The following is a 12,301-nucleotide window of genomic DNA, read 5'->3' as shown; positions in this document are numbered from 1 at the left end:
AAAAGGAAAGCGAGACATCCATGACAAAGAACCTGAACGCCCTACTCGACACCTACCTCGCCGACGGCGCTGTCGGTGCTTCGCTCGCCTATGCCAAGGGTGGCTCAACACCAACGGCCCTTACCGCCGGCCTCGCCGACCGCGCGCATGGCACCCCTGTCAATTCAGACCAGCTGTTCAAGATCGGCAGTTGCACCAAAACCTTCGTCGCCGCCGCCCTGGTCAAGCTCACCGAGACCGGCAAGCTCGACCTTGGCGCGCCGATCTCCTCCTGGTTCGCGGACCTGCCCGGCGCCAAAGACATTTCGGTGCGGCAGCTGATCAACCATCGCAGCGGCCTGCCGGAATTCGAATATTACATTCCGATGGACCCGGGCCGGCAATGGACGCCGCGACAGCTGGTCGACATCGCCTTCGCCTCCGACAAGCAGAAGGCGCCGGGCGGACCCGCCGTCTACAACAACACCGGCTATGTCCTGGCCGGCATGGTGATCGAGGCCGTCACCGGCCAGCCGCTGGGCGCCTATGTCAGAAGCGCGATCCTTGAGCCGCTTGGCCTGAAGAACACCTGGTCGCCGGCGACCGAACCCTTCCCGGAAACATCGATGGTGCGCGGCTATTACCACCGGCCGCCGCCGGCGCCGAACGCGCCCACCGACATCGCCTCGGGCGGCGAGATGTGGCGCATGGACGGCGTGCTGCCCTATTCCGACGAACTGCAGGACTCTTCGGATTCCTTCCCGTTCGGCGCCGCCTATGGCTGCGGCGACATGGTGTCGACGCCATCCGACATGGTGGGCTTCATGCGGGGCCTGTTCTGCGGCAAGCTGTTGTATCAGCCCTTCTTCGCCGAGATGTTCGAACACCGCGTGCCGGCGAGTTTTCCAGGCACGCGCATGCGCGAGACGGGTGCCGGCATGTTCCAGAGCACCTATGCCGACCGCGCCTTCTATGGCCACCAGGGCAGCATTCCAGGCTATGTCGCCGTCATGCTGCACGATCCCGAGACGGACCTCACCATCGCCATGACCAGCAATGTCGGCTCCGGCAATCGCCTCTCCTTCCAGGCCAGCGGCCTGCATCCGGTCGTCGATCAGGCGATCCGCATCATTCTCGACTGACCGCGTTCAGCCGCCCTGCCCGGACGATGGATCGGGCAGGCCCGGCAGCATCTGGCTCAGCACCCGGTCGCGAAGGAAGACGTGATGGAAGATGGCGGCGGCCGCGTGCAGGCCGGCGAGCCACATCATGATATCGCCGAGCGTGCCGTGGATCTCGGTCAGCGGGGCGCCCCAGGTGCCGGAAAACGGACCGATCGCTCCCAGCCCATAGACAGTGACCGGATGGCCGCCGAACAAGGCGCCGGCCATGGCTGTCGCCGGCACCGCGAACAGCAGCGCATAGAGCGCCCAATGCGTTGCCTTGGAGGCGACCTCCATCCAGGCCGGCATGACCGGAGCATCGGGAATGCGATCGAAGCGGCGCCAGATCAGGCGAATGGCCAGCAAGCAGAAAACGGCGAAGCCGAGCGACTCGTGCAGCAACAGCGTCGATGCCCTGGCCGCTGAATAGACCCGCTCCGGAGGGCCACCCGCGGAGACCAGGAAGGCAATGAGCACCAGCAGTGCCGTCAGCCAATGAAATGCCTGGGCGAGGCGTCCGTAGCGGGTTGTCGTACCGGATAGCGACATGCGAGAGCTCCAAAGCTGTTTGACATCTCCATCGCCCTCGAATGTGGCCTTATTTCATCTGTCCTCAAATGACATGGGTTGCCGCGCGGCTGGCGGCGCTGTGTTCGCCGGCGGCTGGCAAGGTCCTAGCCTTGCTCCGTCCAGATGAGGCGCAGCAGGCGAAGCAGCGTTGCCCGCTCCTTGGCTGTCAGCCGATGCAGGAACCGGTCTTCGTGCCGGCGAACCTGTTGCCGCCATCCGGGCATGGCCTTGCGTGCGGCCGCTGTCAGAGTCAGCACCTGTACGCGCTTGTCGTCGGCATGGTCGTCGCGCTCGACCAGCCCCCGCCCCTCGAGTTCAGCGAGCAGCGGCGCCATGTTGGCGCTCTTCATGCCGAGCTGGCGGCAAAGTTCCGCGGCACGGATGCCGGGCTGTTCGTCGATCAGCGCCAGCATGCCGTAGGTGACCGGGCGCAGCGCCGCATCGGCCAGTTCGACCGCGAAATCACTCAAGGCCAAGGTCGAGGCACGCCTGAGATTGTAGCCGATCTGCGCATCGAGCGCGTCTTCGGCCATCGCCCCCGGCTCACCAGGATCGGGGCGCGCGCTGGGATCGGTGTGAATCTCTTCCATGTTGAACCGATCGCCGCGATCAAAGTCCTTGTCAAGCAGAAAAGACTATGCGACATAGCAAATATATAGCTATGCATCATAGCAATTTCCGTGAATGTGAAATCCATGGGAGGACACTGACCATGACCGAAGAGCCCGTTGCCTTCGATGTCGAGAACGGCATCGCCTGGGTGCGCTTCAACCGGCCGGACAAGCGCAATTGCATGAACCCGCCGCTCAACCGGCGAATGATGGAGGTTCTGGACGAACTCGAATTCCGCGACGATGTCGGCGTGCTGGTGCTGTCGGGCGAAGGCAGCGCCTGGTCGGCGGGAATGGACCTCAAGGAGTATTTCCGCGAGACCGAAGCCAAGGGCCTCGGCGCCATCCGCAAGGCGCAGTCCGAAGCCTATGGCTGGTGGCGGCGCCTGCGCTGGTATGGCAAGCCGACCATCGCCATGGTCAATGGCTGGTGCTTCGGCGGCGGCTACGGCCCGCTCTTCGCCTGCGACCTCGCTTTCGCAGCCGACGAGGCGCAATTCGCTTTGTCCGAGATCAACTGGGGCATCCTGCCCGGCGGCGGCGCCACCAAGGTGGTGGTCGATCTCCTGTCGATGCGCGACGCCATGTATCACGCGCTGACCGGCGAACTCATCGATGGCAGGACGGCCGCCGCCTGGAAGCTGGTCAATGAAAGCCTGCCGCTGGCCGACCTCAAGGCGCGTGTCACCGAGGTCGCGAACGTTCTTTTGAAGAAGAACCCGATTGCCCTGAAGGCGACCAAGGATGCCATCCGCCGTGTCGCCGAGATGACCTACGACAATGCCGAGGACTATCTCGTGCGGGCGCAGGAAGCGGCCAACTTCCATGACAATGACGGCCGCAAGGAAGGCATCCGCCAGTTCATCGACGAGAAGAGCTACAAACCGGGTCTTGGCGCCTACGACAAGGCCAGATGACGCAATAAACCATCGACGCAATCTGGGAGGAGATGCGAATGCCGGCCTGGACGACATCGGATCCCGTGGCCCTGCACGCCGGGACGCAGCCGGATCGTCTTGCCTGCGTCGACCTGGCATCCGGCCGGCGCTGGACTTATGCGGCGCTCGACCGGGCCATCCAGCGCGCCGTCGGCGTCCTCGAAACCGCCTGGGGCCTCGAACAGGGGCAGCGGATCGCCTCGCTTGCCCGCAACAGCGCCGACCTGCTTATCCTGCAGCAGGCCGCGATGCGGCTCGGCGCCGTCTTCGTGCCGCTCAACTGGCGCCTCGCCGGCGCCGAACGGCAGGCGATCCTGGCCGATTGCGGCCCGGTGTTGCTGCTGCATGACGCGCCACTCGAAATGACATTGCCGGTAGGCTGCCTGTCGGTCGAAGTCGCGGCCTTCGCAAGGGCGGTCGAGGCCCAGGCGCCGGCGGCGCGCCGTCCCTTGCCGGACAGTGATGTCCCGTCGATCATCCTCTACACGTCGGGCACCTCGGGCCGGCCGAAAGGCGTCGTCGTCACGGAGCGCAACGCCTTGGCCACGGCGGTCAATTTCGGTGTGCTCGGGCGCGTCGGCAATGCCAGCGTCTTCCTCTGCGATGCCCCGATGTTCCATGTCATCGGCCTCATCACCAATCTGCGCCCGCCTTTGCTGCAGGGCGGCACGGTGCTGATCTCGCCCGGTTTCGATGCCGGCGCAACCAATCGCCGCCTGGCCGATCCGGCGCTCGGCGTCACCCATTATTTCTGCGTGCCGCAAATGGCCAGGATGCTGCGTGAACACCCCGACTTCGCGCCGGCGCGCTGGACCTCGCTCACCGCCATCTTCACCGGCGGCGCGCCGAACCCGGCCATCGATATCAATTGGTGGCTGGCACAAGGCGTCCGCATGGTCGATGGCTTCGGCATGACGGAAGCCGGCACCGTGCTTGGCATGCCGGTCGAGGCCGAGCGGATCGCCCGCAAGGCCGGCTCGGCCGGCCTGCCGGCGCCGACGATCGGCCTGCGCATCGTCGACGACGATGGGCGAGACGCCGCCGCCGGCGAACCGGGCGAGATATGGCTGTCCGGCCCCTCGATCACGCCGGGCTACTGGAACCGGCCGGAAGAGACGGCGCGCGCCTTCACCAGCGATGGCTGGTTTCGCACCGGCGACATCGCGCGGCGCGATGACGAGGGCTTCGTCACCCTCGTCGACCGCCGCAAGGACATGTTCATCTCCGGCGGCGAGAACGTCTATCCCATGGAAATCGAGATGGTGCTGCTCGACCATCCCGACATCGCCGAAGCCGCCGTGATCGGCATCGCCGACGAGCGCTGGGGCGAAGTCGGGTGCGCCTTCGTCGTGGTCAAATCCGGTCGGGTCCTGGATTCGGCCGCTCTGGCAAGCCATTGCGCTGCCCGCATCGCACGCTACAAGGTGCCGAAGGAGTTCTTGCTTATCGAGGAGCTGCCGCGCACCGCCTCCGGCAAGATCCAGAAACACGTTTTGCGTGCCTGGACACCACCGGACGGCCAGCGAGTCTGAGGCGGGCCGTGGTTCAGCTCATACTCGTGGAGCGAAACATCGCCACTGCCGCGGCCACGATCCGCGCATTGTCCTTCGCCACCGTTCCGTCGGTCAGCGTCTTGCCGTCCTCCAGCCCCACCCGCGTCGACCAGCGCTTTTGCCGCGCAAGCTCCACGAAGGGCCAGACAGTGCCGTCGACGCCGTGCAGCAGGATTGGCCACCGCACGCCCGCGCGTTCGAGCACGGCGGCGATGCCGTGCGCCTCGTCGAGGGCCGTGGGCAGGTCCGGCATGTCGATCTCGATCAGGATGCGCAGCACGCGGCGGCGATCGGCAAGCGCCACGAAGCGCTCCGCGTCTTCGGTGGTGGCAAGCCCCGCCTCGATGCCGACGCCCTGCCTGCGCAACAACTCCATCACGGCGGGCGCGTCGGCTTCCGAGAGATTGACCGAGGCGTAGTCGGGCAGCTCGCGCCAGGCCGCGATCGCCGCGCGGGTCCGCGCCACATCGTTCTCGATCCAGGCGCCGGTCGATACGCCTATCAATGTGCCCGGACAGGCCTGGCGCACGGCAAGGACCGTCATATCCACCGCCGCCAGGCTTTCGCGCCCGTCGGCGCCCCGCGGATGGATGTGCAGTTCGGCCGCACCCGCGGCAACGCAGGCCGCCGCATCGCCGGCCATCGCTTGCGCCGTCAGCGGCAGGCTGGGATGGAAATCGCGCGGACGCGCGCCGTTGATGCAGGCTTGGACGATCATCGATTTCACCTCGGACAAAAGAGCGCAGTCTAGCCGCGCCGCCACACCGCGCAAAGCCGCGGCGCCGCCACTCCTGACACGGCGGCGCCATCGCCGCGCGGCATTTGCCAGCATTTGAATAAAAGGCGCCTGTGGATATTTACCCCACCTTGCGCCAGGCCAGCCAAAATACATTAGGGCGGGATCATGGAGGGAACCATTGACCAGCGATTTTTCAGCCGCCCGGCTCCATCTCGAACGCGCCTACCACTATCTGCGCGGCAATGACGAGACGAGCCGTTCGACATGCGAGGCCCTCGACCTGTTGATCGAGACCGTGGCGGAAGCACAGCACAGGAAGCCGGAACCGGGGGTACTGGAATTTTCGCGAGTGGCGGCGCGCCGGCTCGGCTGAACAGAACGCGTCGCGCTGAACGGATTCAGTCTGCGCATCAAGTCTTCGTCTTCACGCATGTCGCTATCCAGGTCGCTTTTGGAGCGACATGCGTTTTGTCCATCAGGACGCCATGCGTCTCGATGCGCCGCCGGCCATTCGCGCCGCGCGCGCCACGATCCACTCCAGCGGTTCGGGCCGGTGCAGCAGAAAACCCTGGCCGAACTCGACGCCCATATCATCCAGCATGGCCACCGTGTCCTGCCGCTCGATCTTCTCGGCGACGACTGCGCAACCGAGGCTGCGGGCAATGCTGGTGATGGCCAGCACGATCTCGCGGTCGAAGCGGCTTTCCGTGACGTGCTCGATGAAGGAGCCGTCGATCTTGATGGCATCGACCGGAAAGCGCCTGAGATATTCGAACGAGCTCATGCCGGCGCCGAAATCGTCGAGGCTGACCCTGCAGTGCCGCTCGCGCGCCTTGCGCACGAAGGTTTCTGCGGCATCGAAATTGGTGACGGCGGCGGTTTCGGTGATTTCGAAGCCGATGCCCGAATGGGGCGCCCCGGTTTCCTCGATGATGCTGTCGACGAAGTCCCATAGTCCCGGATCGCTCAGCGTCTGCGCCGACAGGTTGAAGCCGAGCGTGATCGCGCCGGATTTCATCGCCGCGCCGTGCCGCGACAGCGCGGTGCGGATGATCCAGCGATCGAGCCGCGCGGCAATGCCGAAGCGCTCCGCCGCCGGTATGAACTCGCCGGGCGGGATCAGCCGACCGTCCTTTCCGGCAAGCCGCGCCAGCACCTCGACATGGCGGTTCTCTTCCCAGGGCCTGCCCAGCCGGTGGATCTCCTGGCCGAACAGCTTCAGCCTGCCGTCCTCCATGGCGTCCACCGTGTCGGCGGCGAGCCGTGCCGCGTTGAGGCCGCCCGAGCCGGAGACGGCATCGGTCGAAAACAGCGCGAAGCGATCGCGCCCGGCGGCCTTGGCCGCGTAGCAGGCATCGTCGGCGCAGGCCAGCGCGTCGGCCACCGTGGTGACGCGGTCGCGGACGATGGCGATGCCGATGCTGGCGGCCAGCCGGCGTGAGGTCGCGGCAACGCCGAGATCGGCGTCGCGCACGGCCGCCAGGATGGCGCCGGCCAGCCGCTCGGCCTGCACGGCGTCGCAATCGGGCACCATCAGCGCGAACTCGTCGCCGCCGAGCCGCGCCGCATGCGCCGATGGCGGCAGGCAGCGGCCAATGCCCGCGGCGACGCTCTTCAGCGCCAGATCGCCGGCGGCATGGCCGGCGAAATCGTTGAGCGCCTTGAAGTAGTCGAGGTCGATGTAGAACACCGCAAGCGGCACGCCCGTGGCGATATGGTCGGCGAGCAGCCTGTCGAAGGCGGCGCGGTTCCACAAGCCGGTCAGCGCGTCATGGCGGGCGGCGAAGGCAAGCTCCTGTTCGCGCAGCTTGTCCTCGGTGATGTCGCGCACCGTGCCGAGAACCAGGCCGGCCGCGCCCGCCGCGGCAACGAAGCGCACCAGCGACTCGACATGGCGGATGGCGCCGTCGCGCCTGATGATGCGGTATTGCGAGGCGGTAACCTTGTCCGAGCCGGGCGTCGGCAAATGCGCCTGCTCGGTGGCTTCCTTGTCGTCGGGATGCAGATAGGTATGCCAGAGGCCGCCCGACACTTCGTCGGTGTCGGCAACGAGGCCGAATATGTCCCGCGTGCGGGCGTCCCAATAGCTCTTGTTGGTGGCCATGTCATAGTGCCAGATACCGGTGCCGCTGGCGGCGAGCGCCAGGCGGAAGCGCACATTGACCTGTTCGAGCGCGGCCTCGGCCGCCTTCTGCTTCGAGATGTCGGTCTGCACGCCCATCAGCCTGAGCGGCTTGCCGTCGACGTCGCGCTCGACGATGCCGCCGCGGTCGAGCACCCATATCCAATGGCCCTGTTTGTGCTTGAGCCTGAGTTCGGTTTCGATGGCGTCGGTCAGCCCGGCAATGTGGCGGTCGCCGCTGGCCAGCGCCCGCTCGCGGTCGTCGGGATGGGTCAGTTGCAGCCACAGGTCGCTGGTGTTGGCGAGTTCATCCTCGCCGTAACCCAGCATTCGCGCCCAGGTCGCCGAATAGAAGCTGTCGCCGGTGCGAAGATTCCAGTCCCAGACGCCAAGATGGGCGCTCTCCAGGGCCTTGGCCCAGAACGCTCCGTTGCGATTTTTCCTGCCCTGACGAGCCATTGTCCGTTTCGCCTGCCCCATCCCGCGGGGCAATCTGCGGCAAAACCAGAGAAGAAAGCGTTACTTGTCGCGCAAGGCGGCGGAGGTGCGCCGCCATGACCGGCCGTTGCTGCTCTGCGCCTTTCGATTGGCCGGCAAGATCCGGAGTTCTGCGCGCGTCGGGTCGTCCTAGGGATGGCTGGGGATCATCGACACAGGTGATCTCCAAACCAGACAAGAAGAGGACCTCCCTATGACCAAGCAGGAAGACAACAAGGCCGTCGTCGTCAGATGGTTCACCGACTTCTGGGGTGAAACCTGCGACCTCTCAGTCGTCGACGCCGTCGCCGCGCCCGACATGCTGCTGAAATATTCGCTGCACGAGCCGCGCCGCGGCCGCGACGACATCAAGGCCTTCATGACCGATTTCCGTGCCGCTTTCCCGGATCTCAACTTCTGGGCGACCGCCGATCTCATCGCCGAGGGCGACTATGTCGTCGGCCAGTGGGAGGGCGGCGGCACGCATACCGGCCCGGCCTTCAGCGATTTCCTCACCGGTTCGCTGCCCGCCGCCACCGGCCGCGCCATGCGTTTCACCGGCACCACGGTGCTGAAGGTGATCGACGGCAGGATCGTCGAGGAAATCGGCCTCGACGACGGCGTCGCCGCCCTCACCCAGCTCGGCCTGATCAAGGCCGCCTGAGAGCCTCATGCAATTCGAGAGTTCGGCCAGGCGGCGTTGGCGCCGCCTGGCCATGCCGTTTACTGGCTCGGTGCCATCACGTGCTCGCATGACACTTTCGGGTTCATGTCGGCGAACGTGCCGGTCGGGTTGCCTTTCCAGGCCCAGACATGCAGTTCGTAGAACTCACCCAGGCCATAGCGGTTGGGCGCGCTGTTGAAGTTGAACAGTTGTCCCTCCAGCGACGCCGGCCCCTTCGAGGTGATGTATTCGACCGCCACCAGCTTCAGCGTGCCGTCGGCCATCGGCTCGTACATCACCGCTTCGGGACGGGCGATGTCGATCTTGTCGTCCTTCAGATACCCGCCATTGACATAGTGGATGCCCATGGCGCCGCCGGTGATGCCGCTGGCGCAGGGAATGGGCGCATAGCCTTCCGCCGTCGCGGCGTTGACGTCGAGAAACCGGCTGTTGGCTGCCCGCACCTTTTCGGCCAGCGGATTGGTGTCCGGCGCGCCCGCCGCCTCCTGATGCGCCTGTGCTAAGGTCGTGCAGACGGCCAGCATGGCCCCCGCCATGAGAAGCCCGCTGCGAAAGTTTGACTTCATATCCATTCCATTCCTGTTGAAAAAGCACGGCTGGCCGGCCGCCGACAATACGGCGGCGCGACAGGCAAGCGCCGTGGCTTTTGTTGCGTGGAGATCCCGAAAACGCGGCGAATGCCGGTCATCCCTTCGGCAGGTACGGGATCGTTCCGGCCAGATCGGTGTCGTCGATCAGCTGGAAACGGCTGTCGCTGCCGTCCTGGCGGGCCGAAACGAAAGGCGCATAGGCCGGATCGCTGGTGAAGGCGCGCGCCGCGGCTTCCGACGGGAACGCCATCAGGGCGATCAGCGTCGTGTCGAGCGGCATGCCTTCGAGCGTCGTCACATTGCCGCTTCGCGACAGATATTTGCCGCCATGCTTGTGGACGAGGTCGTGCACCGAGGCGGCGTAGGCCGGGACCCACTTCGGGTCCTTCATCTTGATGTCCGCGATAACGTAAGCAGTCATTGTGGTCTCCTGGTTGCGGCGCACAGGGGCATCCCGTGAACCGGCCGAAGGGTTCGCATGGCAGGGCCAGCGCCAGCCAGTCCGCGATCTGTACTGGGCCGGTACAGTTTCTGTACTCGCCGCTTCAATCACGAAGGACTAATGTTGACCGCAGGTTCGAGGGAGAGGCACAGTCATGACCCAGCACGGATACAAACAGTTCTGCCCGCTATCGATGGCCGCCGAGGTGCTGTGCACCCGCTGGACGATGGTGCTGATGCGCGAGCTCGTGGCGGGGTCGACCCGCTTCAACGACCTGCGCCGCGGCGTGCCCAAAATGTCGCCGACCCTTCTTTCGCAACGGCTCAAGGAGCTTGAGCTGGCGGGGATCGTCGAGCGCAAGGAGGTCCAGGGAGAAAAAGGGATTTTCGACTACCGGCTGACCGAGGCCGGCCGCGATCTCCGCCCGGTCGTCGAGGCGATGGGGTTCTGGGGCCAGAAATGGGTCGAGTCCCGGCTGTCGCTGAAGAATCTCGATCCGTCGCTGCTGATGTGGGACATGCGGCGCAATTTGAACCCTTCGCCGCTGCCGGAAGGACGCACGGTGATACAATTTCTGTATCAGGGACTCCCCGCTTCCAAACGCTCCTGGTGGCTGATCGTCGAAAAGCACGGCGAGGTCGACCTGTGCTGGTACGATCCGGGCTTCGACGTCGACCTCTATGTCTCGACCGACCTGCACACGATGACGGCGATCTGGATGGGATTGCTCACCGTCGAGAAGGCCGGCGCGAAGGTCGTCCTGACCGGCGACCAGGCCATCGGCAGGCAAATGCAGACCTGGCTCGGCCTCAGCCCCTTCGCGGTGGAGCCCAAGCGCGCGGCGTAGGACAGCGAGGCTCATCGACCGCGATCTGCGCCGTTTGGCAGGAAACGGGTGGCGAGGCGGCCTTTTGGCGGCTTCTATGCGCTTATGTTCATCACCCTGACCAAACATCTGCAACCCGCGCCACTGCCGGTGGACGACGATCCGCGCTGGGCGCGCATCGTGGCGCGCGACAAGTCGGCCGATGGCGCATTCTGGTATTCGGTGGCCACGACCGGCGTCTATTGCCGGCCGTCCTGTCCGTCCCGGCGCGCCAACCCCGCCAATGTCCAGTTGCACGACACGTTACACCAGGCGAAGGCGACAGGCTTTCGCCCATGCCGGCGCTGCAATCCGGACGGCCCTTCGCTCGAGGCCGCCAACGCCGCGATGGTCGCCGATGCCTGCCGCAGGATCGAGGCGAGCGAGGACGAGCCCTCGCTCGCCGAACTGGCTGATGCCGCCGGCCGCAGCCCCGGCTATTTCCACCGCGTTTTCAAGGCGGTCACGGGGCTGACGCCGAAAGATTATGCAGCGGCCCGGCGTGCCGCCCGGGTGCGCCAGCATCTGGAAGACGGCGTCAGCGTGACATCGGCGATCTACGATGCGGGCTTCAATTCGAGCGGGCGTTTCTACGAAAAGTCGACCGGCATGCTCGGCATGACGCCGACGCGCTATCGCGCCGGCGGCGCCAACGAAGAGATCCGCTTCGCCGTCGGCGAAACTTCGCTCGGCACCATCCTGGTCGCATCGAGCCGCAAGGGCGTCGCCTCCATCCTGCTCGGCCAGGATCCCGACGCGCTGGTGCGCGACCTGCAGGACCGTTTCCCCAAGGCGCGGCTGGTCGGCGGCGACGGTGACTACGAGGCGCTGGTCGCCCGCGTCGTCGGCTTCGTCGAGGCGCCGGCGCTCGGTCTCGACCTGCCGCTCGACGTGCGCGGCACCGCGTTCCAGCAGCGCGTCTGGCAGGCCTTGCGGGACATCCCGGCCGGCCACACCGTTTCCTATGCCGAGATCGCGCGGCGTGTCGGCGCGCCGAAGGCGACCCGCGCCATCGCCGCCGCCTGCGCGGCCAACGCCCTCGCGGTCGCTATCCCCTGTCACCGCGTGATCCGGAAGGACGGCGCCCTGTCGGGCTATGCCTGGGGCGCGGAGCGCAAACGCGCGCTGCTCGACCGCGAGGCCGGCGGGACGGCAACGACCTACCGGTCCTCGCGGGCCTGACGAGGATTCGGCAATGCGCGCGATGGCCAGGTCTCCCACCACCGGTGCCAACAGCCAGATCGCCAATGGCGCTGCCGTCAGAGAGGACGCGAAGGCGCTGGTCATGGCCGCCATCGGCGAACTGGTCCACGGAGGCAAGGCTGAGTGGAACCGCACCGCCACCGGCGAGATCGAGCTGCGGCTGTTATCAGGCGAGGTGTTCTTGCTCGGCGAGGCCTGCGTCACGCGTGTCGCCTAGTACACCTCAGCACTCTACGGCGCCCCCCTCTGTCCTGCCGGACATCTCCCCCACAAGGGGGGAGATCGGCAGTTTTGGCGCCCCGCTCATTCTTGCAACGTTGGAAATTGGCGAAGGCGATGATGACATCCAATCTCCCCCCTCGTG

Annotated in this window: 14 protein-coding genes; 8 read left to right on the top strand and 6 right to left on the bottom strand. The window is 65.9% G+C overall.

Annotated features, from left to right (window positions below):
- Positions 1–20 precede the first annotated feature (20 nt).
- A complete protein-coding gene (locus EN850_RS14725) occupies positions 21–1,121 on the top strand; it encodes a serine hydrolase domain-containing protein (RefSeq protein ID WP_136091623.1) in 1,101 nt (366 codons plus the stop codon).
- 6 nt (positions 1,122–1,127) lie between these two features.
- On the opposite strand, the gene EN850_RS14720 is transcribed toward EN850_RS14725, so the two are convergent.
- Positions 1,128–1,691: a cytochrome b gene (locus tag EN850_RS14720; protein ID WP_127279307.1), complete on the bottom strand. Its 564-nt coding sequence runs from the start codon at positions 1,689–1,691 to the stop codon at positions 1,128–1,130.
- A 125-nt stretch (positions 1,692–1,816) separates the two neighbouring features.
- The gene (locus tag EN850_RS14715; protein WP_245520838.1) at positions 1,817–2,302 is read right to left on the bottom strand and encodes a MarR family transcriptional regulator; all 486 of its coding nucleotides are present in this window, start codon (positions 2,300–2,302) and stop codon (positions 1,817–1,819) included.
- Positions 2,303–2,424: 122 nt separating this feature from the next.
- Between EN850_RS14715 and EN850_RS14710 the strand changes: the two genes are divergently transcribed.
- Both EN850_RS14710 and EN850_RS14705 read left to right on the top strand, forming a co-directional pair.
- The gene (locus EN850_RS14710) at positions 2,425–3,240 is read left to right on the top strand and encodes a p-hydroxycinnamoyl CoA hydratase/lyase (protein ID WP_136091622.1); all 816 of its coding nucleotides are present in this window, start codon (positions 2,425–2,427) and stop codon (positions 3,238–3,240) included.
- Positions 3,241–3,278: 38 nt separating this feature from the next.
- On the top strand, positions 3,279–4,793 hold the full coding sequence (locus tag EN850_RS14705) for an AMP-binding protein (protein WP_246689213.1): 1,515 nt from the start codon (positions 3,279–3,281) through the stop codon (positions 4,791–4,793).
- A 13-nt stretch (positions 4,794–4,806) separates the two neighbouring features.
- Here EN850_RS14705 and EN850_RS14700 read toward each other — a convergent pair whose 3' ends face one another.
- On the bottom strand, positions 4,807–5,532 hold the full coding sequence (locus tag EN850_RS14700) for a 3-keto-5-aminohexanoate cleavage protein (RefSeq protein WP_136091620.1): 726 nt from the start codon (positions 5,530–5,532) through the stop codon (positions 4,807–4,809).
- Positions 5,533–5,731: 199 nt separating this feature from the next.
- Here EN850_RS14700 and EN850_RS14695 point away from each other — a divergent pair, with 199 nt between their 5' ends.
- Positions 5,732–5,926: a hypothetical protein gene (locus EN850_RS14695; protein ID WP_189343722.1), complete on the top strand. Its 195-nt coding sequence runs from the start codon at positions 5,732–5,734 to the stop codon at positions 5,924–5,926.
- Between the two features lie 102 nt (positions 5,927–6,028).
- On the opposite strand, the gene EN850_RS14690 is transcribed toward EN850_RS14695, so the two are convergent.
- A complete protein-coding gene (locus EN850_RS14690) occupies positions 6,029–8,134 on the bottom strand; it encodes an EAL domain-containing protein (protein WP_136091618.1) in 2,106 nt (701 codons plus the stop codon).
- A 232-nt stretch (positions 8,135–8,366) separates the two neighbouring features.
- On the opposite strand from EN850_RS14690, the gene EN850_RS14685 reads away from it, so the two are divergent.
- The gene (locus tag EN850_RS14685; RefSeq protein ID WP_135919374.1) at positions 8,367–8,816 is read left to right on the top strand and encodes an ester cyclase; all 450 of its coding nucleotides are present in this window, start codon (positions 8,367–8,369) and stop codon (positions 8,814–8,816) included.
- Positions 8,817–8,875: 59 nt separating this feature from the next.
- Here the strand turns inward: EN850_RS14685 and EN850_RS14680 are convergent, their stop codons facing one another.
- Complete coding sequence (locus tag EN850_RS14680; protein ID WP_189522868.1) at positions 8,876–9,409, bottom strand: hypothetical protein; 534 nt, start codon at positions 9,407–9,409, stop codon at positions 8,876–8,878.
- A gap of 112 nt (positions 9,410–9,521) precedes the next feature.
- Positions 9,522–9,848 carry a DUF1330 domain-containing protein gene (locus EN850_RS14675; RefSeq protein ID WP_127279716.1) on the bottom strand — a complete coding sequence of 109 codons (327 nt, stop codon included), beginning with the start codon at positions 9,846–9,848 and terminating at the stop codon, positions 9,522–9,524.
- A 175-nt stretch (positions 9,849–10,023) separates the two neighbouring features.
- On the opposite strand from EN850_RS14675, the gene EN850_RS14670 reads away from it, so the two are divergent.
- The 3 genes from EN850_RS14670 to EN850_RS14660 all read left to right on the top strand — a co-directional run bounded on the left by EN850_RS14670 (position 10,024) and on the right by EN850_RS14660 (position 12,154).
- Positions 10,024–10,716 (top strand): helix-turn-helix domain-containing protein, encoded by a 693-nt coding sequence (locus EN850_RS14670; protein WP_127870363.1) that lies wholly within the window; start codon positions 10,024–10,026, stop codon positions 10,714–10,716.
- A gap of 84 nt (positions 10,717–10,800) precedes the next feature.
- Complete coding sequence (ada, locus tag EN850_RS14665) at positions 10,801–11,916, top strand: bifunctional DNA-binding transcriptional regulator/O6-methylguanine-DNA methyltransferase Ada (protein WP_136091711.1); 1,116 nt, start codon at positions 10,801–10,803, stop codon at positions 11,914–11,916.
- Between the two features lie 13 nt (positions 11,917–11,929).
- On the top strand, positions 11,930–12,154 hold the full coding sequence (locus tag EN850_RS14660) for a hypothetical protein (protein ID WP_127279718.1): 225 nt from the start codon (positions 11,930–11,932) through the stop codon (positions 12,152–12,154).
- Positions 12,155–12,301: the final 147 nt, after the last annotated feature.

This window comes from Mesorhizobium sp. M8A.F.Ca.ET.207.01.1.1 (assembly GCF_004794715.1).
GTDB lineage: Bacteria > Pseudomonadota > Alphaproteobacteria > Rhizobiales > Rhizobiaceae > Mesorhizobium.
The sequence above is the reverse complement of the archived record's forward strand: the minus strand, read 5'-3'. Positions and strand labels throughout refer to the sequence as shown.